Raw genomic sequence first — 25,645 nt, 5'->3', positions numbered from 1 at the left:
ACCCGTCCGCCGCTCGTCAGCAAAGAAAGCAAGCTTTCTTTCTGTTACCGCTCGACTTGCATGTGTTAGGCCTGCCGCCAGCGTTCAATCTGAGCCATGATCAAACTCTTCAATTAAAGTTTTGTTGGTCTTTCGACCGGCTCAATGATTTTTACTGATATTCTTGTTTCGTTCTTCTTGCGAAGAAATGAAGCATAAATTGACTGTGTCATCTTGCGATGATTAAGGTCACTCAGTTCATTGATAAATCTTTCGACTTAAAATTTCACGAGTGCCCACACAGATTGCATGGTCAAATTGTTAAAGAACATACTGACTAGGTTGCTGGCTAAGCGCCGTGCTCCGTGTCAGTGAGGTCGCATTATAGAGACTTCGATCAGCTTGGCAAGGGGCATTTTAAAATAATTATGCGAAATGCTCCTAACCGAATAAAATGCGAACAACTTACTCATATCCGTTTTAAAATCAAACTTATTATCACTAAGAAAGTATAACTTGCTCTTCGATACGCTCTATTAATGCAGGTGGTAATGCCAATGCATCCGCCAACGCATCCAAATAAGCACGTTCTAAGAAATGGTCTACATCAACCACCAGCAATGAGACAAGGTAAACTTCCGACGCTTGCTCAAGCCCATCAACTGCATTTGCAATCACATGAGGGTTTAATGGTTCATCCAGCCAACGTGCAATCAATGCTTCTACATCGTGTGTTATCCCATTTTGTTGCAGCCACTGAGTAATCGCAGTCTTTTCATCAATATCAATATGACCATCAGCTTTGGCTGCAAATATCATGGTCTTCATCAATATTTCTTGATCCGTTTTTAATGGTGCTAATTCAGTCAACATTGGATCCACCGACGCTGTCGTTGTTTCCGTCTGATCTTGAACCCACTTTTTATATGCCTGATACGCCACGGTACCAATAGCAGCGGTGCCACCAATCACAGCAGCTTTCTTGCCATACTTGCCCACCAGCTTTCGGCTTTTCTTATTTCCGACTAATGCACCGACAAGCCCCCCTGTCGCCATTCCTTTTACAAGGTCAGCTTTACTAGAAGAGGAGGAAGAAGATTTCCCCATATAACTGCTGGCTTGATTAATGAGTTGGTCAAATAGGCTTTTCATCGTTGGCACTCCATAACAAGGGATACCACTAATACTAAAGAAGAGAAAATGAACGGGGAATGAATTTAACGTAAAGCAAGGTTAAAGAAGGAATGAAAATTCTTGATACAACAAAGCCCCAACCGACGTTGAGGCTTCATCGTTTTTATCTGGTGCCCGAGGACGGACTTGAGCCATCACGATCGAAAGCAACGGATTTTGAATCCCTTGAGACACCTTTGCAGCAGTGATAAATACTTGGATCAAATTGGGTATTGTTTACGCTGCCAGAAAAGGCATTTGAGCTGTGGTGCTGTAAATTGAGGGAAGGCTCGGCAACCTTAGTCATCGGCTGCCAGTTTTCAAGCAAACAGCCACCACGATGCTTCACCGTCGATAACATTGCCACAGCCTAGACGCTATCTTTAACCAATATGATTTATTAGTGATCGCAATAGATAGAGGCAGAAAACGTTTAGGCCACCCTGTTCGCTCAGTGACTGTGATCGTGGCACCACTGGGCACTGTAATAATCAATCGAAATAATGACGACGAGTCTAGCCCTCTTATCAAAGAGCGAAAATTGAGTTTCAATGCCCGCACAAGTTCAAGGCACGCTATCAATAATGTCGGATCACTAAGGTGAAGGGTAATTGTCTGTTCATTGGCAACGAGGTGGATAGTTTTATCATCCACCTCCATGACTAACGCCCCATGAATACTCAGCATATATTACTCTAAGTTTCGACCTCGAATACTGATGCTACCACTGACAGTCCAAGTCGAATGATCCGATTTTTCTCCGGAGCCACTGGGCACACCGATCTCAATCTTGTCAAATTCATACGTTAATTCAGCATGACGTTCAGTAAGCTTGTCATACAAAGCCCCTGCCAACTCGGGCCAATTAGTTGTATTGTTGTTTGCATCTGCCATTGCCTCTCTCCTACTTGTTTAATCCACATTGCCTTGTAATGGACAAAGTAAAATGCCACCTTTTACCTTGCCCTCAAGCTAATAACTTTCGCCAGCTTATACACATCACCCTCACTATAGACTGGCAATTACTGGCATTTATACCCAAATGAACTCAACGTCTCTAATTGAGGGAGATCAGTATAGCAATGGCTACCAGCCACTCACTTCTCGCTAAAATAAACATCTTGCTCTGACATGGGTACACACATTATAGCTGCTGTAACAACTTACTGGCCTCCAGAATACGAGTCACCGCCGCTATCTTGGCTGTTTTCTCTTATATTCAGTAACAAAGCACAACTTTTATTGTCAGGTTATACCAACCGGGATAAATAGTTGTTGGCATTTAATTGAGTACCGTAAAATCGCCATGGAACGGCCTTAAAGGTCTACTAAAGTGTTCTGGATATGTTGGATTTACTTGGATTGCATTGAGCACAGATTCGGTATGTGATGAACCAGATATGGACCATGGAGTAAGTTTGAAAGCAGACTAAGGAGCATCTATTGTGTTGAATAAAAACACTGATAACAAGAAAAGAAAACTGAGGTAAGTTTTTGATTAGTCCAGATACAACAAAGCCCCAACCGAAGTTGAGGCTTTATCATTTTATCTGGTGCCCGAGGACGGACTTGAACCGTCACGCTCGAAAGCAACGGATTTTGAATCCGTCGTGTATACCAATTTCACCACTCGGGCAGATGCGGCTCATTATACGTATACAAGATTGATGCGCAAGCCTTTATTCTGTGTAAATCAACAAAATAAGTCCAACTGCCTTTTATTTGGCCATTAGGGGTAAATATGTTCACAAATAAAACAAAGGGAAGTTGTGCATCGAAAAATATGAATAGAACTCTGCTGAAAAAAGGAGTGCAATGATAGTATTCAGGCTCATCGCTTTTAAAGTAGACAATGGCACGTCACTAATTCTTGAATCGCTTTATATCGCACTAACAGGAAGTGGGTTGGTACTAACATGAAAAAGAAACAATCAAAGGGTGTTCAACAGTCAAAACAATATCCTAGTATTTTCCGCCGCTTGGGGGCATGGCTATATGACTGCTTAGCCATCGCTGCTGTACTTATGTTGGCAGGCGGAGTAGTGATGGCGTTGATTGCCGCTTTATTACATTTCGGTATTTTAGATATCACTGGTTACGAAGATGCAAGTGCTTATCTTGGTACTCACCCTGTCGCTAGTCTGGTTTACAGTTTTTATTTAGCTGCCGTTGTCATTAGCTTCTTCGCATACTTTTGGTGTAAGGGTGGACAAACATTAGGAATGCGAGCATGGAAACTACGTCTACAGAATACAGACGGCTCTAATATTCGTTTAACGCAAGCGTTCATTCGCATGGGAACATCTGCATTTGGGTTAGGTAACTTATTATCCCCATTCAGTACAACAAAACAGTCTTTTCAAGATCTGATGGCCGAATGTGAAATGATTGTCACTGACGTTAGATAGCAGTAGTGATTACCATAAAAAAAGGAGCCAAACGGCTCCTTTTTTACATCGTTCAATACGACGTTTTAACTATAACTTACGTCTAAGTAGATAAATTGTAATCAGTAGAAATACGAGGCTCGGACCTAGAGCACCAATCGCTGGATGCAGTCGATAGACAAGGCTCATGGGGCCAAATACTTCGTTAGAGATGTAGAAAGTAAACCCAAAGATGACTCCAGATAATACCCTTGCCCCCATGGTTACCGAACGCAATGGTCCGAATACAAAAGACAATGCAAGCAACATCATAACGGCAATCGAAATTGGCTGAAGCAACTTTCGCCAAAATGCCAATTCATAACGAGATGCATCTTGTTTCGATTCTTTTAAATAACTGACGTAATCATACACACCAGATAATGCCAGCTCTTCAGGCTTTACCGTCACAATAGCTAACTTGTCAGGAGACAGTGAAGTCTTCCAAGGCAGCATGTCAAATTTCGTATTGGTTTGCTGTATTTTCGAAATATTTGTTACCGTCACATCAGCAAGCAACCAACCTTGTTGCTCGGTAAAAGATGCAGACTTCGCAAAGACCATTTTAGAGAGTGTATCTTTTTCATCAAACTGCCAAATATTCACCGCATTTAAAGTGCTTTGTTCATGCACGCGACCAATATAAATAAAATCATTGCCATCTTTTGCCCACACGCCACTTTGAACCGAAAGCATATTGCCTCCTGAAGTCCAAAGAGCACGCAATTCCCGTGCGGATTTCTGTGCCTGAGGTGCTCCCCACTGCCCTAGTACCATCACGATAAGCATAAGAGGAACGGCTGTTTTTAAAACAGATAAGCCAATATCCAGCTTAGAAAATCCAGCCGCCTGCATGACAACTAATTCAGAGCTCGATGCCAGCATGCCTAAACCAATCAAAGCCCCTAGTAATACCGCCATTGGGAAGAACATTTCAATATCACGTGGAATGCTTAATAAAACATAAATCAATGCTTTCCATAGATCGTAGGTGCCGTCACCTATTTTACGTAGCTGCTCAACATATTTAATGATGGCAGATAGCCCTACCAAAGTTGATAGCGTCAACGCCGTTGTTGCGATAATCGTTCGGCCAATGTACCAATCTAAAATCTTAAACATTAACCGCGTCTCCGTAATTTATCTTTTAACACTCGGACTGGCATGGTATCCCAAGAGTTTAAGGCGATTGCAACAACAAACATCACAATATTGATAGACCACAGCCCAATATACGAAGGCAAACTTCCATCTTCTACTGCTGATTTCGCGGCACTTATCGCTAAGAAATAAACTAAATAGATCAAAACGGCTGGGAAAAGTTTTGCAAAACGCCCCTGTCGAGGGTTAACTGACGATAGAGGAACAACAACCATTGTTAATAAAGGGATACATAAAAACATTGATACGCGCCACTGGAACTCAGCACGAGCAGCCAGTTCGGAGTGTTGCATCAATGCAGGGGTGGGCAAAGCATCCCAATCTCGATTTTTTTCACGGATAGCCCGCTGACCAATCAATGCTTGGTAATCTTCAAAATCAGTAATAGAGTAATCTAATCGAGTCGGAACACCTTCATAACGCGTACCATCTTTTAGATCGAGTACCTGACGACCATCGTCTAACTCACTCACATAACCACGCTCTGCCACCATCACACTAGGCCGCATGGTATCGCGAGCAACAACTTGAGCGACAAAGATCTTTTCGAGCTTACTGCCTTTATCAGTAATATCATTAACAAAGACGACCCCTTTACCATCGGGGGCGGGTTGAAATTGACCTTTAACCAATAAATCAAGCCCCACGTCAGATTCGACTCTTTCCATGACTTGTGTTTCTTGTTCTGAGCTCCATGGAGCTAGCCACAAGGAATTAAATGCCGCAACCGACCCAGTAATCACCGCTAGCAATAATGCAGCCTGAATCAGAAATTTATTTCCGATCCCTGTTGCATTCATTACTGTGATTTCACTTTCAGCATAGAGACGACCAAAAGTCAGCAAAATACCGATGTAAAGGCTAAGAGGCAGCATCAACAATGCCATTGATGGCATATACAGCCCCATCAAGGTCAAAATTAGATCACCAGGGATCGAACCATCGGTTGCATCTGCTAGAATGCGAATAAACTTCTGACTGATAAAGACCAAAAAAAGCACAAATAAAACGGCTAATTGGCTTTTTAATGTCTCACGAGTCAAATACCTAACAATAATCACGCGTTATATACCCATAGAAAACTTGTTTTTTTAGTGGAATCACTATAGTTTTTCGGTAAATCAGTTATTTTTTGATCTTTCGGCTATTTGTTAGCCTGCACTTTAATCCTATACCGAAAAAGCGGTCCAGCAAGATAAGTGCGGTATTATCTAACATTTAGCATTAATTGTCTTTAATAGGATGTAGGAGTACGCATGGAGTTTAGTGTAAAAAGTGGCAGCCCCGAGAAACAGCGCAGTGCCTGTATCGTCGTAGGCGTCTTTGAACCACGTCGACTTTCTCCAATTGCCGAACAGCTAGATAAAATCAGTGATGGTTATATTAGCTCTTTATTACGCCGTGGTGACCTAGAAGGTAAACCGGGGCAAATGCTACTGCTTCACCATGTACCAAACGTACTCTCAGAGCGAGTATTATTGGTTGGTTGTGGCAAAGAACGTGAACTTGATGAGCGCCAATACAAACAAATTATCAAAAAGACCATCAGCACGTTAAATGAAACAGGTTCAATGGAAGCTGTCTGCTTTTTAACTGAACTACATGTAAAAGGTCGCGATACATACTGGAAAGTTCGTCAGGCTGTTGAAACCACAAAAGATAGCCTATACACCTTTAATCAGTTTAAGAGTAACAAACCAGAGACTCGCCGACCACTACGTAAATTAGTATTTAATGTACCAACACGTCGTGAACTGTCGCTTGGTGAACGCGCTATTACTCATGGTCTTGCTGTCGCATCAGGTGTTAAAGCGAGTAAAGATCTAGGCAACATGCCACCAAACGTGGCTAACCCAGCGTATTTAGCCTCACAAGCACGTCGTCTTGCTGATGATTTTGACACTGTCACCACCAAAATTATTGGTGAGCAGGAAATGAAAGAGCTTGGAATGACATCTTACCTGGCGGTAGGTCAAGGCTCTAAAAATGAAGCAATGATGTCTGTCATTGAATACAAAGGCAGCGCCGATCCTGACGCGAAGCCAATTGTATTGGTCGGTAAAGGGCTAACCTTTGATTCAGGCGGCATTTCAATTAAGCCATCCGCTCAAATGGATGAAATGAAATACGACATGTGTGGTGCAGCATCAGTATTTGGTGCAATGAAGTCACTGGCGAAGCTAAATCTACCCATTAATGTGGTTGGTGTTATTGCGGGTTGTGAAAACATGCCTGGCGGCAATGCTTATCGACCTGGTGACATTATTACAACGATGTCAGGGCAAACAGTTGAAGTACTGAATACCGATGCTGAAGGTCGCTTAGTACTTTGTGATGCGCTAACGTATGTAGAACGCTTTGATCCAGAGTGTGTGGTAGATGTTGCAACCCTGACTGGCGCATGTGTTGTCGCGCTTGGTCATCACATTAGTGGACTACTGGGTAACCACAACCCGCTTGCACACGAATTGATTAACGCATCTGAACAATCTGGTGACCGCGCATGGCGTTTACCAATGTCTGATGAATACCAAGATCAAATCGCAAGCCCATTTGCCGATATGGCAAACCTTGGCTCACCGGGGGCTGGTACAATTACAGCTGGTTGTTTCTTATCACGCTTTACGAAAAAGTATAACTGGGCTCACCTCGATATCGCGGGTACAGCTTGGGTTGGTGGTAAGGCTAAAGGTTCGACAGGTCGTCCAGTTCCATTACTGGTCCAGTTCTTGTTAAACCGTGCAGGCCTCGAAAACGTCGAATAAGACAACTTAAAAGAGGGGCCTAAAGGTCCCTTTCTTTTTGAGATAAATATTATGACTCATGCTACTTTCTATATAATTGAAGATAAACACCTTGAAGCTGACAGCGACTATCTGCTTCATTTTGCTTGTCATCAGGCAGCATTGAGTTACCAGCAAGGCAACAAAGTTTATCTGCTAGCTAAAAATAAAGCACAAGCAGAACAACTTGATGAGTATTTATGGCAACAAGAGCCTGATAACTTCGTACCTCACAATTTAATTGGAGAAGGACCACGAGGCGGCTCTCCTGTTGAAATAGGCTGGCCCGGTTTACGACATAGTGGACGACGGAGCTTGCTAATAAATTTGGGTCAAGATACACCAAATTTTGCCGTAACCTTCCCACAAGTGATAGACTTCGTCCCTTGCGATGAAAACCTCAAGCAATTGGCACGTGAACGTTACAAGGCTTATCGCCTTGCTGGCATTCAAATACAGACCGCCACTGCCCCTGAGACGCCCTAATTCCCACATCGATCCTTCTAAGAGCGCTATGGAAAAGACATACAACCCACAATCAATTGAACAAGCGCTATATCAGCGCTGGGAAGAGGCTGGTTACTTCAAGCCTCACGGTGATACATCTAAAGATGCCTACAGCATCATGATTCCACCGCCAAACGTCACTGGTAGCCTGCATATGGGCCACGCATTTCAGGATACCATCATGGATACCCTGATCCGTGCTGAGCGAATGAAAGGCAAAAACACCCTTTGGCAAGTCGGTACTGACCACGCAGGTATCGCAACCCAAATGGTTGTGGAGCGTAAAATTGCGGCTGAAGAAGGCAAAACTAAGCATGACTACGGTCGTGATGCATTCATCGATAAAATCTGGGAATGGAAAGCTGAATCGGGTGGCAACATCACTCAACAGCTTCGCCGCCTAGGTGCATCTGTAGACTGGGAGCGTGAGCGCTTCACTATGGATGACGGTTTATCAAATGCGGTTCAAGAAGTATTTGTTCGCCTATTTGAAGACGACCTTATCTACCGTGGTAAGCGTCTTGTTAACTGGGATCCAAAACTGCACACTGCAATTTCGGATCTTGAAGTTGAAAACAAAGACAAAAAAGGCTTTATGTGGCATTTCCGCTACCCACTTGCGGATGGCGTAAAAACAGCAGACGGCAAAGATTACATCGTTGTAGCAACCACACGCCCAGAAACAATGCTTGGTGATACTGGTGTTGCAGTGAACCCTGAAGATCCTCGTTATAAAGATCTTATCGGTCAACATATCGAACTACCAATCGTTGGTCGTTTAATTCCAATCGTTGGCGATGAACACGCTGATATGGAAAAAGGCACAGGTTGTGTGAAAATCACCCCTGCGCACGATTTCAACGATTATGAAGTAGGTAAGCGTCACAGCCTACCAATGATCAACATTCTAACTTTCAACGCAGACATCCGTGATGCGGCTGAAATATTCACCACGAACGGTGAAGCAAGCGACGCTTACAACTCAGAACTTCCAGCTAAATACCAAGGCATGGAACGTTTTGCTGCACGTAAAGCTATCGTGGCAGAGTTTGATGAATTAGGTCTACTTGAAGAAGTTAAAGATCACGATCTAACTGTACCTTACGGCGATCGTGGTGGCGTGGTTATCGAACCAATGCTAACAGACCAGTGGTACGTACGTGCTGCACCACTAGCAGAGACAGCAACAAAAGCTGTTGAAGATGGTGAAATCCAGTTCGTACCAAAACAGTACGAAAACATGTACTTCTCTTGGATGCGTGATATCCAAGATTGGTGTATCTCTCGTCAACTTTGGTGGGGTCACCGCATCCCAGCTTGGTACGACAATGAAGGTAAAGTGTATGTGGGCCGTACTGAAGAAGAAGTACGTGCTAACAACAACCTTGCACCTGTTGTTGTACTGCGCCAAGACGATGATGTACTTGATACATGGTTCTCATCAGCATTGTGGACATTCGGTACGCAAGGTTGGCCTGAGCAAACTCCTGACCTTAAAACGTTCCACCCTTCAGATGTACTTGTAACTGGCTTTGATATTATTTTCTTCTGGGTTGCTCGCATGATCATGATGACCATGCACTTCTGTAAAGATGAAAACGGTAAACCACAAGTACCATTCAAAACTGTTTACGTAACGGGCCTGATCCGTGATGAAAACGGTGACAAGATGTCTAAGTCTAAAGGTAATGTACTTGATCCAATCGATATGATTGACGGTATTGGCCTTGAAGAGTTAGTTGAAAAGCGTTGTGGCAACATGATGCAGCCAAAGCTTGCTGCAAAAATTGAAAAGCAAACGCGTAAAGCATTCGAAGGCGGTATTGAAGCCTACGGTACTGACGCACTGCGCTTTACACTTGCTGCGATGGCATCAACTGGTCGTGATATCAACTGGGATATGAAGCGTCTAGAAGGTTACCGTAACTTCTGTAATAAACTATGGAACGCAAGCCGTTACGTACTGATGAATACAGAAGATCAAGACTGTGGTATGACTGCAGATCTTAACAATACGGCTGAGATGGAATTCTCTCTAGCTGACCAATGGATTCAGTCTCAGTTCGAGCTAGCAGCGAAAGAGTTTAATGCCCACATCGATAACTTCCGTTTAGATATGGCAGCAAACACACTGTACGAATTCATCTGGAACCAATTCTGTGACTGGTACTTAGAATTAACTAAGCCTGTACTATGGAAAGGTTCGGAAGCACAGCAGCGTGCAACACGTTACACGCTAATCACAGTTCTAGAGAAGACACTACGTCTTGCTCACCCTGTACTTCCGTACATTACAGAATCTATCTGGCAAAGTGTGAAACCGCTTGTGGCTGGTGTTGACGGTGAAACTATCATGACTCAGGCGCTGCCTCAGTTTAATGAAGATAACTTCAATGCTGACGTTGTTGCCGATCTTGAGTGGGTGAAAGCCTTTATCTCAAGTATCCGTAACCTACGTGCTGAATACGATATCGCACCAAGCAAAGGCTTGGATGTAATGTTAAAAGTTGCAGACCAAAAAGATGCAGCGCGTATTCAAGCAAACGAGATCGTACTGACTTCTCTTGCCAAGCTAGACAGCATCAAAGTATTGGCTGATGGCGAAGCAACACCAGCGTGTGCTACATCGCTAGTCGGTAAATCTGAGTTGATGATCCCAATGGCGGGTCTTATCGACAAAGATGCAGAACTTGCTCGTCTTGATAAAGAAGTAGCAAAGACACAAGGTGAAATTAAGCGTATCGAAGGTAAGCTTAATAACCAAGGCTTTGTTGCTAAAGCACCTGAAGTCGTTATTACAAAAGAACGTGAGAAACTAGAAGGTTACCAAGAAACTTTGGTGAAGCTAGAAGCTCAGAAAGAAACAATCGCAGCACTGTAAGCCCTCGCTTCACTGCCCATGATTGAATAAGCCCGGCGCGTAAGCGTCGGGCTTTTTTTATATTTAAATTCCACGACCTAGCAGCGTATACCGTTGCCTCAAGGTGCTCGTTTCAGCGAGAATTTATTGGGTTCTAGGCAAGGCGATAATTTATAGACCTAGTGGATCTACGTTGAAAATTAGCAACGCCGGATAGCTGGAGACTACATATCTGCTGGCTAAACAATCTATTAGCTACTCTGCCTCATCTCAAGTAAATAGCCTATGCCTATCAAACTAATATAAACAATCGAATTTTATAATTGATAATAGTTCGCAATAATAACGGCATCAAGAGAGAGGACATCACCATGAAAAAGACCATCAGTTTTGCCGGGCTTCACTTTACAGTCGCTTTTACCGTTGCATACTTATTAACTGGCGATCTACTGATCGGTAGTTTAATTGCGATGATCGAGCCGATAGTCAACACGGTAGCGTTTTACTTCCATGAAAAAGCGTGGCAGACCAATATTTTGAAAAAGTCGTACTATAGCTCACCCGCTAGTAAAACTATCAGTTTTGCTGTGGTGCATTTCACCGTCGCATTTACTGTCGTGTATTTACTGACAGGTGATGCGCTAATTGGCGGCATGATGGCGCTGATCGAACCAGCGATCAATACCGTGGTGTATTATTTCCACGAACGAGTTTGGCAAAGAAAAGAACAACAAGCAGATCATCATCACTTGCTTAATATGATGGTTTGCCAGCACTAAATCATGTGCTTTCAGTGCTGGTTTCAATGGTATTCATAACAATATCCGATAGAACTCATTGACATTGTTGCGATACGCAAGTAAATATACATGTACATCGCAACTATATTTACTTGAGAGATCATGCCATGCAACCAGAAGAACTCCGTCAGCTATCTCGCCAGTTGGTACGCCAACTCGGCTTGCTGGATAACCATTGTGGGTTGTTAAAATTAACTCCCGTGCAAGCTCATACATTGATTGAACTTGAATATGCATCATGCACTGTTAGCCAAATGGCAGATAAACTCAAGGTTGATAAATCGAATGCGAGTCGAACCTTAGCTGTTTTACTTAATTTAGGTTTGGTTGAAAGCACCCCGAATCCTGATGATAAACGCAGCCAACTCTCTCAGTTAACGTTATTAGGTCAACAGACACTGACGTCTTTACACACCCAACTCAATCTTCATGTGCAAACGGTACTGGACCAGATGGACAGCGATGAGATCACCAAACTCAAAAACAGCCTTACGCGCTACAACAAAGCGATTCATACCGTTAGCAAACAACACGATTATACCCTTCGTCCATTAACCCCTTTAGATAATGCTTCTGTTGCTGCCATTATTCGAAAGGTGTCAGCAGAATATGGTTTAACCGCAGATAAAGGCTATGGCGTAGCCGATCCAACGCTCGATTCAATGAGTGAGGTTTATCAACCGGATGGCTGTCAATATTGGGTCGTTGAAAAAGATCATCGAATACTTGGCGGTGGAGGCATTGCAGCACTAAGCAATACTGATGGATTATGTGAGTTGCAGAAAATGTACTTCCTAAACGAATTGCGTGGCAAAGGGCTAGCCCGAAGCTTAGCGGTAAAAGCGCTAAAGTTTGCCCGTGAATACGGCTATAAAGGGTGCTACCTCGAAACAACCGAGAATCTAACAGAAGCGATTGCCTTGTATGAGTCATTGGGGTTTGTTCATATTCCACATGCTATGGGAGATACCGGTCACGATGCATGTGAAGTTCGCATGCTCAAAACCTTTTAGGTGATATCCGTAATTAAATAAAAAAGCCAGTAGGAAAGCAATAGCTTCCTCTACTGGCTCATTTTTTATTAACTAGCGAGCACTTCGATTAAGGCTGGTAGCTCTGGTACAAATGGTAAACAGTTAGCCCCGCAACAAGCTCTTCATAGGTCGCAGGGCCAAGATATTTCACTTGTTTCTGATACTCAGGTACTAACGTAAAACTAGAATCGTCAAAGCGCCCTTCACCAGCATATTCCAAATGAACAAAGAACGCAGGATGTTCACAATTTAGCATTACGTAAAGCTGGTTATTAATATCAGCAACTTCATAGCGTAATTCAGGAGCAGCTAGTTCACAATGCTTCGGTCTTAAAGGGAAATAGGTATTCTCTATCACCTCTTGTCCACAGGTTAAATGCACATGAAAAAAGCCATCCGCTTCATGCTGCTGTAAATCTTCAGCTAACCATTGCCATGCCACAATATTTTTATCGGGTTCCAGATATTGCGAGATTGGTTCACGATATAAGATTTCACCTTGCCAGCTCTGCCACACCACCTCACCTTTTAATTCAGCACTTTTTCGTGAGTCATTAATCAGATGCAAAACAACCCCGCCGTCATTAGGCACAAACGCCGCCAATTGCGGCGCAAAAAAACGTCGCGCATGGTAATGCAGTTGCTTCCATCGGCCACTGTATTCTAATGATGACCATGAGCTCACAGGCCAACAATCATTCAGTTGCCAATACAAAATACCGCGATTGACTGGCTTTTGGGCTCGCCAATATTCACTTGCTGTTTTAATTGCAAGCGCTTGTTGTACTTGGCTCACATAAAGCATGTTGGCGAAGCCATTAGGGAAACGGAAGTAACGGGTAAACATCTCGGTAATAATTGAATTACCTCGAGCATTTTTTTGATGCGATTCAAAGCTTGGAGAGGTGATATTCCAGTCTTTTTCAGGTGCAAAGGTGCGCACCGTTGGCAGTGACGGCCACGATTGAAATCCAAATTCAGAGCAAAATCGGGGGGTTACACTGCGATATTCTTCGAGATCTTTACCTGAATGCCACACATCCCAAAAATGCATATCACCACGATGATCATCATGCCACGCATCGCCAAAGTCTAACTCCCCATTACACGGGGAGCTCGCCCAAAAACGACGAGAAGGATCTTCACGCGTGACCGTTTCTGATAACGCGCGATTAAGCCGGTCGTAATTCACCACATATTTTTCTCGGTTCTCACGAGATTCTGGATACCAACCGATAGCGCCGATCACTTCATTATCACCACACCATAGAGCCATTGAAGGGTGATCCTTTAAACGCCTCACTTGAAATTCCACTTCAGCTTGTACTTCAGTAATAAAATCAGGTGTTGATGGGTACAGCGCACATGCAAACATCAAATCTTGCCAAACCAGTAAACCTAACTCATCGCACAATTGATAAAAAATATCTTTTTCATACATACCACCGCCCCATATCCGCAGCATATTCATATTGGCGGCAACCGCATCTTCAAGTAATTGTCGATAACGCTGATCATTCATCCGGCTTGGCAGTGCATCGATAGGAATCCAATTCGCACCTTTAGCGCTGATTGGCACATCGTTAACTTTAAATACCATGCTCTGGCCGATATCGTCATCTTCAGTACACAATTCAAGCTTGCGCAGCCCTATTTTCTTCTCAATATGGTAGCCATTAACAACAACCTGTAAGTCATACAACCGCTGCTTACCGTAGCCTGCTGGCCACCAGCGCTTAGGGTGATCCACTCTAAATAGCACAGTTGATTGGGTCGATGTTTGATCCAATGCCAAATGATAGGTTTGCCCATCAAATGAAACAGATGCGGATGCTAACCCTGAGTTAGGCATTGATTCATAATGAATCGTAACTTCAAGCTCACAACGCCAATCATCCCAATGCTGCTCAGTGCTTACATGGCTCACACGCACCTGTTGAATAGGCTGCAGTAGAATGTCGCCATAAATACCAATGACAGATAAACAAAGCCCCCAGTCCCATCCAGTATGGCATTGGGTTTTGCGTAGGGTATTCATATGAGGGATCTGATTGTTACCCACCGCCCACGGTATGGGGAAAGGTAAGCGATCTGCACGATTTTTAGCAGCAATATCAGCGCGATGCAATACGATTTCAATTCGATTATTACCCACCAATAAGCAGGGTAAAATATCCACTTTATGGCGCATAAACATATTGTGAAAATCAGCAACACTGTGACCATTCACCCGTATTTCAGCTACGGTATCGAGATTATCTAACACCAAATCCAAAGCCTTGCAGGCTATGTCATCTTCTGTCAGTTCAAAATGGCGTGAGACGATCCAATCACACTCACTGACCCATTGTACTTTAGCTTCATTATCAGCCCAGTACGGTTCAGGAATAATGCCGACATCCAGCAAGGCTGAATGTACGTCACCTGGAAATGAAATAGCGATATCTTGAATCGAGTTACGCTGCACACAAGCCAGTAACCACTGACCATTTAAAGAGATTGTCATTACGTGCTCCAGAAAAACCAACAACAACATAATAAGATGAGAATGAGATTAAAATGAGGGGCAAACGCAAGCTATAAGACATTAATAGATCGAAATAGAGGTGAGAATTGTATCTCTGTGAGCCGAGTAAAAGTTTGACAAAATTAACGACGTTAAGCGATGTTCTAATCAAATTACAGACAAAAAAAAGCCGACTTCAGTCGGCTTCTTTTTAACTAACGATAAGTATTAAGCTTCAGGCTTATCTTCTGACTCATCTTCTTCGTCATCTTCATCAGACTCGAAGTAAGTGCCCCAGCCGTCATAATCAATATCATGTTTATCAGCAAGTGCAATTAGCTTTTCAGTTTGCTCGTCAATCAGTTCAGCATTCAGTGCTGACTCCATCACTGCATCAAAGCAAACAACTTTGCCGCCACCATCTTCAGGAGCTAGCTCAAGTTCTTCAGCTTCAAGTACTTCAAAGCCCATTTTAAATGCTTCTACTGCAGCAGCTTCTAGCTCAGCAAATGTATCTGCCGAAAAGTGGTGCTCAATCGTATAAAGTGCTTCAGGCTCGCTACCATCTTCCAGCAATGCTGCAATAATATCGCGGGTTTCTTCCTTTTGCTCTTCAATCAGTTCTGCATAAGACATGGGATAACTCCAATAGAGGAATAAATTTGCAGGCAAATATCGCATGGATTGATAGTAATTACCATCGGTTAGTCATACCGTTCAATAAAATTGATATTTATCAATGTTTCTTCTGATTTCTGCCCTACCTTACGCACACTTTTACTCATACGCAGAGTGAATAAATACCCACCCTATTCACTTTTAAAAAAATAGAAATCTACGACTTATTGAAAAAAAACGCATAGACACGCGCTTAGCGATTACGGCATAAAAAGACATAGACGCCTTATAATCACAGCTTAGCCGTATATACCCATTTCGTATTACGCATAAAACCGATTACCATAAAATATAACTAAAAGCATATTCACCCAGTAATTGTCGCAAAATACCCTAAATCACAAGCATCATCGCCGGTTAAGCCAAAATACAGTGCCAGAAAAATGTGAACAACCCCAAAGTTAACATGTCCCCAGAAGACTAAAATCAGGGCGCAAAACAAAAACAGACTCGATGGCAATCAAGACTATTGAGCTACAAATAAATACAGAGAGATACGATCATGAATACATCAGATGCCGATCCTGAGGCTGAGCAGTTACACTGCATTACTGATCCCATAGGGTAAAACCCCACCCTCGACATCCAGAATACTTTTACTGAGCATATGCTTGGCAAGCCCTTTTACGCCTAATTTCTGATGCGGCGTGCTGGTTTACACCGAATGCTAAAAATAGATGCATGAGGTGCAAGGAGACAATTATGACGACTCAAACCGTAAACAAGGAAGAAAAAGGTGGCTTCTTTGCCAACTTTAAATTCCCTTCAGCCTACACAATATTATTTGGTCTTATCGCCGTAGTCGCACTACTTACTTGGATAGTGCCTGCCGGTCAATATGATCGTGAAATGAATGAAAGCCTTGGAAAAGAAGTGCCGATTACAGGTACTTATCATGCGGTTGAGGGTAACCCACAAGGTATTGTCGATGTATTGTTAGCGCCTATTGATGGCTTCTATGATCACAATAGCTACGAAGCAGCAGCGATTGATGTCTCTTTATTTATTTTGATCATCGGTGGTTTTCTTGGTCTAGTTACTAAGACTGGTGCTATTGATGCAGGTATCGAACGCGTTACAGCCCGATTGGATGGGCGTGAGGAGTTAATGATACCGATACTTATGGCATTGTTTGCGGCCGGCGGTACCATCTATGGTATGGCAGAAGAATCGTTACCTTTTTACACGTTACTTGTTCCAGTTATGCTAGCTGCACGTTTTGACCCTGTTGTCGCAGCTGCAACCGTTTTACTAGGTGCCGGTATTGGTACACTTGGTTCAACGATTAACCCATTTGCCACTGTTATTGCAGCAAACGCAGCGGGTATTCCATTCACTGATGGTATCGGTCTACGTATCGCAATGTTGGTTGTGGGCTGGTTAATCTGTGTTGCTTACGTTATGCGTTATGCAAAAATGGTTCGTGCAGATAAAACTAAATCAATTGTTTATGATAAGTACGAAGAAAACATTTCGCACTTCCTAGGTAATCGTTCTAGCGAAATGCTTGAGTTCACAACAACACGTAAAATTATCTTAGCGCTTTTTGCTGCCTCTTTCGGCATCATGATTTACGGTGTGTCTGTTGCAGGTTGGTGGATGGCTGAAATTTCAGCAATGTTCCTTGGCGCGACCATCATCATCGGTATAATCGCTCGCATGAGTGAAGAAGAGTTCACTACCAGCTTCATTGATGGTGCACGTGACCTACTAGGTGTTGCACTGATCATCGGTATCGCACGCGGCATCGTGGTTATCATGGACCGCGGTATGATCACAGATACGATTCTAAACTCAGCAGAACATGCGGTAACAGGTCTGTCTTCTGTTGTGTTCATCAACGTGATGTACTGGTTAGAAATCTTACTATCATTCCTTGTTCCATCATCTTCAGGTCTTGCTGTATTAACCATGCCTATCATGTCGCCATTGGCTGACTTCGCAGGTGTTGGACGTGAACTTGTTGTGACTGCATACCAATCAGCATCTGGTGTCGTTAACCTAGTAACACCTACCTCTGCTGTTGTAATGGGTGGCTTGGCTATCGCTCGTGTTCCTTATGTTCGCTGGGTTAAATGGGTCGCTCCTCTACTTGGTATTCTTATTGTTCTTACAATGGTTATGTTAAGTGTTGGCGCAATGCTATAACTCTTAATAGAAAAGATTTATAACCTATAAATCCTAACGTTAAAGCCACCTCAGGGTGGCTTTGTTATTTCTACTCATCTTACCCAATCCATGCGCTCACCTTCTTAATGCACTCCGGCTCTTTCCTTATGGCCAAGGCATCGTTTTATACCTAAAAAGTCACCTCACGAGTCACTCCCGAAGGGCGAGTTTTATTGGGCTTTATACGGCGTTGCTAATTTTCAATGTAGAACCACTAATCCTATAAATTAGTGCCTTGCCTAATAATTTCTCGCTGAAACGAGTATCTAGAGGTAACTTGGGTATAGACATACCTTACAGCCTGCTTACTTACCCCTCCCCACGTTCACGCACAATAACAGGCGATAAAGAACCAAGTGCTTTTATATTTTAGAATACGTTGTTATATCCAACCCTATCAGTCTAATAAATTCACCTCAGTGCATTTAATAAAAACTTACGTCAACAAAGTCACCACCGACATTTAAAATTAAAACTCAAATACTAAACCAATAAACAAAGACAAGTGAAACTTGCCATCAGAAAATAACAATTAGAAGTAAATAATGATTATTTTTATGCATCGAAATCCCATGTATTAAAACTACAAAAACGTGTCACAACAAAATAAAAAGAAAAATATTTGTTACTATTATATTAAATGCAACCTTTTATCTATATAAGCAACCACTTTAAGTGCATAAGATCATTTTTCATACAAAACCAAACTAATATCAATATTGAATAAAACATCTAACAAAAAACCAATGCCAGTTAAAATCAACAGCTTACAACCGTAAGGTTACGCATTAAGTTGATTTAACCACATAAAAACCCACGCCTGAAAACTACATACAAATGCATGATTAATGTTAATAAAGCCGACACCTTAGCTTGGTATATTAATGGGTAAAGTGTGACAAACCTCTAAGACTCCTATAAGTGAAAGAGTAGAATTAATTACAGAAACGAAGCGAAGGATTTAATTTAATTAACTTTCGATTTCGCAAAAACAAATAAAGCTGACGATATTAAGTCGGCATAAAAATAGAGAGATACGATCATGAGTAAGTTCTATGTAGGTTCTGAAGTAGGTCAATTACGTCGCGTTCTAGTTCACCGCCCAAGACGTTCACTGAGCCACTTAACACCATCTAACTGCCACGACTTATTATTTGATGACGTGCTAGCAGTAGAGCGTGCAGGTAAAGAACATGATGTGTTTACAAAAACGTTACGTGATCAAGGTGTAGAAGTTTTACTTCTAACTGATCTTCTTGCTGATACATTAGCAGTTGCAGACGCTAAAGAGTGGTTGTTAACTCGTCAAGTATCTGATTACCGTTTAGGTGCTACATTTGCTAATGACGTACGCTGCTACCTAGCTGACTTGCCAAACATCGAACTTGCTAGAATCTTAACTGGTGGTTTGTCTTACGCTGAAATGCCAATGAAATCATCTTCTATGATGCAAGGCATACACGCTCCAACAGACTTCATCATTGAACCACTACCGAACCACCTATTTACTCGTGATACATCTTGCTGGGTATACGGCGGCGTTTCTATCAACCCAATGGCTAAAGCGGCTCGTCAACGTGAAACTAACCACGTTCGTGCAATCTACCGCTGGCACCCAACGTTCGCTGGTGCTGACTTCGTTAAGTACTACGGCGACGAAGAAAAAATGTACGACAACTCTACAATCGAAGGCGGCGACGTACTGGTTATTGGTAAAGGCGCTGTACTTATCGGTATGTCTGAGCGTACAACACCACAAGGTGTTGAGCAGCTAGCATCTGGTCTATTCAAGCACGGTCAAGCAAAGCAAGTTATTGCAATGCAGCTTCCTAAGCACCGCTCTTGCATGCACTTAGATACTGTAATGACGCACATGAATGAAGATACTTTCTCTGTTTACCCAGAAGTTGTACGTAAAGACGTTCAATGCTGGAGCCTAACTGGCGACGAATCTGGCGCGGTTAACGTGAAAGAAGAAGGTTACTTCGTTACTGCTATCGAAAAAGCACTAGGCGTAGACAAGCTAAACCTAATCACAACTGGCGGTGACAACTTCACAGCAGAACGTGAACAATGGAATGATGCAAACAACGTATTAACTGTGAAACCTGGTGTGGTAATTGGTTACGAAGGTAACACTTACACTAACGAAAAATACGACAAAGCAGGTATCACTGTTCTGCCTATCCCAGGTGATGAACTAGGCCGCGGTCGTGGTGGTGCTCGCTGCATGAGCTGCCCAATCGAACGTGACGGTATCTAAGCCATAGTCAAGTAACCTTGAGCAATAAAAAGCTCAAGTGCAAAGCAGTAATGCTAAGCAAAAAATATGGCCGGTAGCAAATACCGGCCAATAAAAATAAAACCAAGAGAGACGATCCCATGACCAAGCAAACTGTTGTTGTTGCACTTGGTGGTAACGCCCTACTACGTCGCGGCGAGCCATTAGAAGCATATATTCAGCGTCAGAACATTGCTACGGCAGCAAAATCCATCGCAGAAATTGCAAAAGAATATAACGTAGTGTTAGTACACGGTAATGGACCACAAGTTGGTTTATTAGCACTACAAGGGCTGGAATACACGAAAGTAAGCCCATACCCACTCGATGTACTAGGTTCAGAAACCCAAGGCATGATTGGTTATATCTTAATGCAAGAGTTGAAGAACATTCTGCCAGAGCAGAACGTATCTTGCCTTGTAACACAGATGAGCGTTGATCCTGAAGATCCAGCGTTTGCAGACCCAACAAAACCAATTGGCCCTGTTTACAATGAAGCAGAAGCTCGCGAATTGGCAGAAAAATACCACTGGACAGTAAAACCAGATGGTGAGTACTTCCGCCGTGTTGTGCCAAGCCCACAACCAACAGGCATTATTGAAGATGACGCTATCACAGCCTTAATTAACCTACAGCACCTAGTGATCTGTACGGGCGGTGGCGGCATCCCAGTGAAAAAAGAAAACGGTAAGTTAGTTGGTGTAGAAGCAGTTATCGACAAAGACATGTCAGCAGCATTCTTAGCTAAACAACTTAATGCCGATGCACTGTTAATTTTAACCGATGCAGACGCAGTGTTCCTTGATTGGGGCAAGCCAACACAAAAAGCATTACGCAGCACAACACCAAGCGAATTAGCGCAATACGCCTTTGATGCGGGCTCTATGGGTCCAAAGATTGATGCTTCATGTGAGTTCATCAATCAAGGCGGAAAATTAGTCGGTATCGGCTCACTGGAAGCAGGTTTACGCATCCTTAAAGGTGAAGCTGGCACAAATATTATTGCAGAATAACGGAATAGTTATTCATAAATGCGCAATAGTACGATAAACAATACATAATACAGACCGACACTTTGCATTGTCACACATTAGACAGCTTGTCGGTCAGTAAAACTGATTCTTAAGAGGAAAACATCATGGCTTTTAATCTTCGCAACCGTAACTTCCTAAAATTACTAGACTTTACTCCACGTGAAATTCAACACATGCTAGAACTAGCAGCTGAGTTGAAAAAAGCGAAGTACAACGGTTACGAGCAGCCTCGCCTAAAGGGTAAGAACATTGCGCTTATCTTTGAAAAAGCGTCAACTCGTACTCGTTGTGCATTTGAAGTTGCTGCATATGACCAAGGCGCTAACGTAACTTACTTGGGCCCATCTGGTTCTCAAATCGGTTACAAAGAGTCAATGAAAGATACTGCACGCGTTCTTGGCCGTATGTACGATGGCATTGAATACCGTGGCTACGGTCAAGAAATCGTTGAAGATCTTGGTGCTTACGCTGGTGTTCCAGTATGGAATGGCCTAACTGACGAGTTCCACCCAACTCAAATTCTTGCTGACTTCCTAACTATGCAAGAGCACGGCCGTGGCAAGCAACTGCATGAAATAACTTTCGCTTACCTAGGCGATGCACGCAACAACATGGGTAACTCTCTAATGGTTGGTGCTGCGAAAATGGGTATGGACATTCGTCTAGTTGCTCCTAAAGCATTCTGGCCTGAAGAAGAGCTAGTTGCTCAATGTCGCGCTATCGCTGAAGAAACTGGCGCTAAAATCACCCTAACTGATGACGTTAAAGAAGGCGTTCAAGGTTGTGATTTCCTATACACTGACGTATGGGTATCAATGGGTGAAGCGAAAGAAGCATGGGCTGAGCGTATCAACCAAATGATGCCTTACCAAGTAAACATGGAAATGCTAAAAGCAACTGGCAACCCACATGTTAAATTCATGCACTGCCTACCTGCATTCCACGGTGAAGACACTGTTGTTGGTAAAGAGCTTGCTCAAGAATACCCAATGCTTAAAGATGGCGTTGAAGTAACTGATGAAGTGGTTGAGTCTAAGCACTCTGTTGTATTCGACGAAGCTGAAAACCGTCTACACACTATCAAAGCAATTATGGTAGCAACATTAGGTCAGTAATCGACTCTCTTGAGTTTTAAAGATTCGACGTAGAAAGCCTTAAAACTCTTATAATTAATGCCGTCCTTCTGGGCGGCATTTGCATTTTATGCCAATAAGCATACGCCAAATCAGCGCCATAAATACGCATGTATTCAGTAGGTTATTATTCATTTTTCGCCAAGAATAATACGCAGTATTTTTGCATAAAATCCCACAAAATGAATAGTTTACGCAAACGCTTGCGTTACCAAATAATGGGCGTATAATTCTTCGCAATTTGTCAAAACAGAGAGATAAAATGAACCAACTAGTTAAATACCATTTAACTCAGTACCGCCGAAAATTGGCGTTGGTTTTATTTTCTTTTGTTTCTATTTATTTTAAAAAGAGCCTCCTTTTTTAAGGGGGCTTTTTTTTGTCCGCTTTTTGCGTGAGAGCGGACATATTTCGTAACTGTATCTATATAGGGAAGAGAAGCCATGGCGAACTCGTTGTTTCAAAAGCACATCATCTCCATTCCGGAATTAAACCGAAGTGAACTTGAACTTATTGTTGAGACTGCTGGAAAACTAAAAGCAGAACCAAATCCAGATCTACTTAAAAACAAAGTAGTGGCGAGCTGCTTCTTTGAACCATCAACACGAACGCGTCTGTCTTTTGAAACGGCAGTACAGCGCCTAGGTGGTACAGTTATCGGTTTTGATAACGGAGGTAATACATCACTGGCAAAGAAAGGGGAAACTCTGGCTGACTCAGTTCAGGTTATCTCTTCTTATGTTGATGCCTTTGTTATGCGCCACCCACAAGAAGGGGCTGCGCGTCTTGCTTCTGAATTTTCAAACGGTGTACCTATCGTCAACGGTGGTGACGGTGCAAACCAACATCCAACACAAACCCTACTCGATTTATTTAGCATCTTCGAAACACAAGGTCGCTTAGATAACTTGAATGTCGCTTTCGTAGGTGACCTTAAATACGGTCGAACGGTACACTCTCTGACGCAAGCATTATCAAAGTTCAACAACATTAAGTTCTTCTTTGTGGCTCCTGAAATTCTAGCGATGCCAGATTACATTTGTGAAGAGCTGGATGATGCAGGCATCAGCTACAGCCTTCATGCATCGATGGAAGAAGTTATTCCTGAACTCGATGTTCTCTACATGACGCGCGTACAGAAAGAGCGTTTTGATGAGTCAGAATATGCACACATGAAAGCGGCATACATCCTAACAGCAGACATGCTGGCAGAAGCGCGTGATAACATGAAAATTCTGCACCCATTACCACGTATTGATGAAATCACAGTAGACGTTGATAAAACGAAGCATGCTTATTACTTCCAGCAAGCTGAAAACGGTGTTTACGCACGTGAAGCACTGCTAGCACTTGTACTTAACGAACAACTTTAAGCCGGAGATAACAATAATGACGAAGGAAACGCAACTACAGGTTGAAGCAATCAAAAATGGTTCTGTTATCGACCATATCCCTGCTAACGTAGGCATTAAAGTACTCAAGCTGTTCAAACTTCATAAAACAAATCAGCGCGTAACAATTGGCTTGAATTTACCATCATCAGCGATGGGTGCTAAAGATCTGATTAAGATTGAAAACGTCTACGTTAGCGAAGAGCAAGCAAACCAATTGGCACTGTATGCACCCCATGCAACAGTAAACCAAATTGAAAATTATGAAGTTGCAAAAAAATTAGCACTCAAGTTACCTAAAAAAATCAATGCTATTTTCGAATGTCCAAATAGTAACTGTATAACGCATAACGAGCCTGTCGATAGTAGCTTTAAGGTTATCAACAAGAATGATGATATCCAGCTAAAATGTAAATACTGTGAAAAAGTATTCTCTCGCGAAATCGTCACAGAGCGAAACTAAAGTAAGCCAACGAGCTTATTCTTACGCAAGACAACATTGGCACTTGAATCTCTTATAACAAGGATTTAGGTGCACATATAAGAATGTTTACTCAGTGATGAGTAAACATTTTTTTTCTCATTTTCAACGCTAAACGTCCCCCCCGTCACCTCTACCTTTAGGTCACACGATAAAAAAGCATTTGGCTTTCATTTTTATCGAAAGGATCTAAATATGACTTTTTCCACTCGCCCATTATCACGGCTTATTAAATACAGCTTACCTTTCGCAGCCATCATTGCTATAGCGGGATGTATTCAATCTAATGGCAGTGTTAGCCATGCTGACTCAAATGAAGCCAATCATTTAGTCATTATTGGCGTGCCAATGTTACTGGGCGGGTTTGGCTCTTCAGTGCCAGTCAATGAGGAGTATCAGATCACGGCACGGCATGTTGCTCAAGTATCTTGGGATTTAGATGTAATTCATCATCCTCGCTGCGATTTATCCCTCGTTCGAGCATCATCAAGCCGTGTTCCCAAGTGGGGGCTGATCTACCCAGACGAAAAAGTAATCCATGAAGGACATTCATTACTAGGCAATAAAGTGAAAGGAGAAGGGAAATACCTACAAGATGTATTCGATACTAATACAGATTGCTTATATTCCCTCAGTGACGCCCCCGTTATGTCAGGGATGAGTGGGGGTCCCGTTTTTAATGAAAAAGGGGAAATTGTTGGCATTACCGTCGCGATAGTCAACAACCCAGAAGATCTTACCAATCTTCGACCAGCAGAGCGATACAGTCAATTTGTACCTGCGACCCTTATTTTTGATTGGCTAAAACAACTCGGCGTCGATACCCGATACGCCAGCCCTGAATTAGCCAGTATCGAAGTGGCTCCCTTGATTTCTCAGCTAAATCAATACCCAGAATATAATCAGCAAAATATAGAATCAGATCCAACTCTTACACAGAGTCCAACGAATTACACTTTACTTCCTTTTTCAACATTCAACCATTACGCTGCAATCAAACCCATTTTTCAGGCATCTGAGAAACAAGGTATCCAAACCAACAGCACTGTTTCGTTATCTGGTGTACAAACAGAAATTGCAACTGTATCCGAGCCAGAGACGTCACAAAAACAAGACAAAAAACACAATAAAATCAATAACAAAAATCTCATAAATGAAATGGGATATAATGCTTCTTACTGGTAGATTTATTGGTTTATTATTTGGTGACAAGGGTCAAATAACCGCACATCAGTTGCTGATATTATCC

At 42.6% G+C, this 25,645-nt stretch carries 19 protein-coding genes, 1 tRNA gene and 1 rRNA gene; 13 read left to right on the top strand and 8 right to left on the bottom strand.

The genetic code is table 11. The features are described 5' to 3' along the window. The 4 genes from C9J47_RS22685 to C9J47_RS22665 all read right to left on the bottom strand — a co-directional run. Positions 1 to 116 (bottom strand): 16S ribosomal RNA (locus C9J47_RS22685); the annotation flags it as partial. Positions 117 to 480: 364 nt separating this feature from the next. Next, entirely contained in the window at positions 481 to 1,131 is a 651-nt protein-coding gene (locus tag C9J47_RS22680) for a tellurite resistance TerB family protein (RefSeq protein WP_107255533.1), read from the bottom strand. Positions 1,132 to 1,842: 711 nt separating this feature from the next. Further along, positions 1,843 to 2,046 carry a hypothetical protein gene (locus C9J47_RS22670; RefSeq protein ID WP_107255531.1) on the bottom strand — a complete coding sequence of 68 codons (204 nt, stop codon included), beginning with the start codon at positions 2,044 to 2,046 and terminating at the stop codon, positions 1,843 to 1,845. 657 nt (positions 2,047 to 2,703) lie between these two features. Continuing rightward, positions 2,704 to 2,788: transfer RNA gene (locus C9J47_RS22665), tRNA-Leu, on the bottom strand. Between the two features lie 280 nt (positions 2,789 to 3,068). Here C9J47_RS22665 and C9J47_RS22660 point away from each other — a divergent pair. After that, on the top strand, positions 3,069 to 3,560 hold the full coding sequence (locus tag C9J47_RS22660) for an RDD family protein (protein ID WP_107255530.1): 492 nt from the start codon (positions 3,069 to 3,071) through the stop codon (positions 3,558 to 3,560). Between the two features lie 69 nt (positions 3,561 to 3,629). On the opposite strand, the gene lptG is transcribed toward C9J47_RS22660, so the two are convergent. Together lptG and lptF are read right to left on the bottom strand one after the other, a co-directional pair. Beyond that, entirely contained in the window at positions 3,630 to 4,700 is a 1,071-nt protein-coding gene (lptG, locus tag C9J47_RS22655; protein ID WP_107255529.1) for an LPS export ABC transporter permease LptG, read from the bottom strand. After that, entirely contained in the window at positions 4,700 to 5,800 is a 1,101-nt protein-coding gene (gene lptF, locus C9J47_RS22650) for an LPS export ABC transporter permease LptF (RefSeq protein ID WP_107255528.1), read from the bottom strand. Before lptF ends, lptG begins: the two co-directional genes overlap by 1 nt. Positions 5,801 to 5,995: 195 nt before the next feature. Between lptF and pepA the strand changes: the two genes are divergently transcribed. From pepA to C9J47_RS22625, 5 genes are all read left to right on the top strand, one after another. After that, positions 5,996 to 7,504 carry a leucyl aminopeptidase gene (gene pepA, locus C9J47_RS22645; RefSeq protein ID WP_107255527.1) on the top strand — a complete coding sequence of 503 codons (1,509 nt, stop codon included), beginning with the start codon at positions 5,996 to 5,998 and terminating at the stop codon, positions 7,502 to 7,504. Positions 7,505 to 7,555: 51 nt separating this feature from the next. Beyond that, positions 7,556 to 8,008 (top strand): DNA polymerase III subunit chi, encoded by a 453-nt coding sequence (locus tag C9J47_RS22640; protein WP_107255526.1) that lies wholly within the window; start codon positions 7,556 to 7,558, stop codon positions 8,006 to 8,008. Between the two features lie 28 nt (positions 8,009 to 8,036). Further along, on the top strand, positions 8,037 to 10,910 hold the full coding sequence (locus C9J47_RS22635) for a valine--tRNA ligase (protein ID WP_107255525.1): 2,874 nt from the start codon (positions 8,037 to 8,039) through the stop codon (positions 10,908 to 10,910). A gap of 350 nt (positions 10,911 to 11,260) precedes the next feature. Then, complete coding sequence (locus C9J47_RS22630; RefSeq protein WP_107255524.1) at positions 11,261 to 11,668, top strand: DUF2061 domain-containing protein; 408 nt, start codon at positions 11,261 to 11,263, stop codon at positions 11,666 to 11,668. A gap of 128 nt (positions 11,669 to 11,796) precedes the next feature. Continuing rightward, positions 11,797 to 12,702 carry a bifunctional helix-turn-helix transcriptional regulator/GNAT family N-acetyltransferase gene (locus C9J47_RS22625; RefSeq protein WP_107255523.1) on the top strand — a complete coding sequence of 302 codons (906 nt, stop codon included), beginning with the start codon at positions 11,797 to 11,799 and terminating at the stop codon, positions 12,700 to 12,702. An 88-nt stretch (positions 12,703 to 12,790) separates the two neighbouring features. Here the strand turns inward: C9J47_RS22625 and C9J47_RS22620 are convergent, their stop codons facing one another. Next, positions 12,791 to 15,229: a beta-mannosidase gene (locus tag C9J47_RS22620; RefSeq protein WP_107255522.1), complete on the bottom strand. Its 2,439-nt coding sequence runs from the start codon at positions 15,227 to 15,229 to the stop codon at positions 12,791 to 12,793. A 228-nt stretch (positions 15,230 to 15,457) separates the two neighbouring features. Then, positions 15,458 to 15,865: a ribonuclease E inhibitor RraB gene (gene rraB / locus C9J47_RS22615; protein WP_011217266.1), complete on the bottom strand. Its 408-nt coding sequence runs from the start codon at positions 15,863 to 15,865 to the stop codon at positions 15,458 to 15,460. Positions 15,866 to 16,609: 744 nt separating this feature from the next. On the opposite strand from rraB, the gene C9J47_RS22610 reads away from it, so the two are divergent. From C9J47_RS22610 to C9J47_RS22580, 7 genes are all read left to right on the top strand, one after another. Continuing rightward, positions 16,610 to 18,055, top strand: coding sequence for a YfcC family protein (locus C9J47_RS22610; RefSeq protein WP_107255521.1), 1,446 nt, complete (start codon positions 16,610 to 16,612; stop codon positions 18,053 to 18,055). 1,063 nt (positions 18,056 to 19,118) lie between these two features. Further along, positions 19,119 to 20,339, top strand: coding sequence for an arginine deiminase (gene arcA / locus C9J47_RS22605; protein WP_107255520.1), 1,221 nt, complete (start codon positions 19,119 to 19,121; stop codon positions 20,337 to 20,339). A gap of 119 nt (positions 20,340 to 20,458) precedes the next feature. Further along, the gene (gene arcC, locus C9J47_RS22600) at positions 20,459 to 21,370 is read left to right on the top strand and encodes a carbamate kinase (protein WP_107255519.1); all 912 of its coding nucleotides are present in this window, start codon (positions 20,459 to 20,461) and stop codon (positions 21,368 to 21,370) included. 125 nt (positions 21,371 to 21,495) lie between these two features. Further along, on the top strand, positions 21,496 to 22,506 hold the full coding sequence (gene argF / locus C9J47_RS22595) for an ornithine carbamoyltransferase (RefSeq protein ID WP_107255518.1): 1,011 nt from the start codon (positions 21,496 to 21,498) through the stop codon (positions 22,504 to 22,506). Positions 22,507 to 22,967: 461 nt separating this feature from the next. Next, a complete protein-coding gene (pyrB, locus tag C9J47_RS22590; RefSeq protein WP_006228322.1) occupies positions 22,968 to 23,897 on the top strand; it encodes an aspartate carbamoyltransferase in 930 nt (309 codons plus the stop codon). Positions 23,898 to 23,913: 16 nt separating this feature from the next. Further along, a complete protein-coding gene (gene pyrI / locus C9J47_RS22585) occupies positions 23,914 to 24,378 on the top strand; it encodes an aspartate carbamoyltransferase regulatory subunit (RefSeq protein WP_006228323.1) in 465 nt (154 codons plus the stop codon). 213 nt (positions 24,379 to 24,591) lie between these two features. Next, positions 24,592 to 25,581 (top strand): S1 family peptidase, encoded by a 990-nt coding sequence (locus tag C9J47_RS22580; RefSeq protein WP_107255517.1) that lies wholly within the window; start codon positions 24,592 to 24,594, stop codon positions 25,579 to 25,581. The last annotated feature ends 64 nt before the right edge of the window (positions 25,582 to 25,645 follow it).

Source organism: Photobacterium indicum (assembly GCF_003026215.1).
Classification (GTDB): domain Bacteria; phylum Pseudomonadota; class Gammaproteobacteria; order Enterobacterales; family Vibrionaceae; genus Photobacterium; species Photobacterium indicum.
Note: the sequence above shows the minus strand (reverse complement) of the source record. Positions and strands in the feature narration are given on the sequence as shown.

What these genes read in the sequence shown, in the direction of transcription:
- C9J47_RS22680 (WP_107255533.1), bottom strand. Translation starts at nt 1,131, where the DNA reads ATGAAAAGCCTATTTGACCAACTCATTAATCAAGCCAGCAGTTATATG.
- C9J47_RS22670 (WP_107255531.1), bottom strand. Translation starts at nt 2,046, where the DNA reads ATGGCAGATGCAAACAACAATACAACTAATTGGCCCGAGTTGGCAGGG.
- C9J47_RS22660 (WP_107255530.1), top strand. Translation starts at nt 3,069, where the DNA reads ATGAAAAAGAAACAATCAAAGGGTGTTCAACAGTCAAAACAATATCCT.
- lptG (WP_107255529.1), bottom strand. Translation starts at nt 4,700, where the DNA reads ATGTTTAAGATTTTAGATTGGTACATTGGCCGAACGATTATCGCAACA.
- pepA (WP_107255527.1), top strand. Translation starts at nt 5,996, where the DNA reads ATGGAGTTTAGTGTAAAAAGTGGCAGCCCCGAGAAACAGCGCAGTGCC.
- C9J47_RS22640 (WP_107255526.1), top strand. Translation starts at nt 7,556, where the DNA reads ATGACTCATGCTACTTTCTATATAATTGAAGATAAACACCTTGAAGCT.
- C9J47_RS22635 (WP_107255525.1), top strand. Translation starts at nt 8,037, where the DNA reads ATGGAAAAGACATACAACCCACAATCAATTGAACAAGCGCTATATCAG.
- C9J47_RS22630 (WP_107255524.1), top strand. Translation starts at nt 11,261, where the DNA reads ATGAAAAAGACCATCAGTTTTGCCGGGCTTCACTTTACAGTCGCTTTT.
- C9J47_RS22625 (WP_107255523.1), top strand. Translation starts at nt 11,797, where the DNA reads ATGCAACCAGAAGAACTCCGTCAGCTATCTCGCCAGTTGGTACGCCAA.
- C9J47_RS22620 (WP_107255522.1), bottom strand. Translation starts at nt 15,229, where the DNA reads ATGACAATCTCTTTAAATGGTCAGTGGTTACTGGCTTGTGTGCAGCGT.
- rraB (WP_011217266.1), bottom strand. Translation starts at nt 15,865, where the DNA reads ATGTCTTATGCAGAACTGATTGAAGAGCAAAAGGAAGAAACCCGCGAT.
- C9J47_RS22610 (WP_107255521.1), top strand. Translation starts at nt 16,610, where the DNA reads ATGACGACTCAAACCGTAAACAAGGAAGAAAAAGGTGGCTTCTTTGCC.
- arcA (WP_107255520.1), top strand. Translation starts at nt 19,119, where the DNA reads ATGAGTAAGTTCTATGTAGGTTCTGAAGTAGGTCAATTACGTCGCGTT.
- arcC (WP_107255519.1), top strand. Translation starts at nt 20,459, where the DNA reads ATGACCAAGCAAACTGTTGTTGTTGCACTTGGTGGTAACGCCCTACTA.
- argF (WP_107255518.1), top strand. Translation starts at nt 21,496, where the DNA reads ATGGCTTTTAATCTTCGCAACCGTAACTTCCTAAAATTACTAGACTTT.
- pyrB (WP_006228322.1), top strand. Translation starts at nt 22,968, where the DNA reads ATGGCGAACTCGTTGTTTCAAAAGCACATCATCTCCATTCCGGAATTA.
- pyrI (WP_006228323.1), top strand. Translation starts at nt 23,914, where the DNA reads ATGACGAAGGAAACGCAACTACAGGTTGAAGCAATCAAAAATGGTTCT.
- C9J47_RS22580 (WP_107255517.1), top strand. Translation starts at nt 24,592, where the DNA reads ATGACTTTTTCCACTCGCCCATTATCACGGCTTATTAAATACAGCTTA.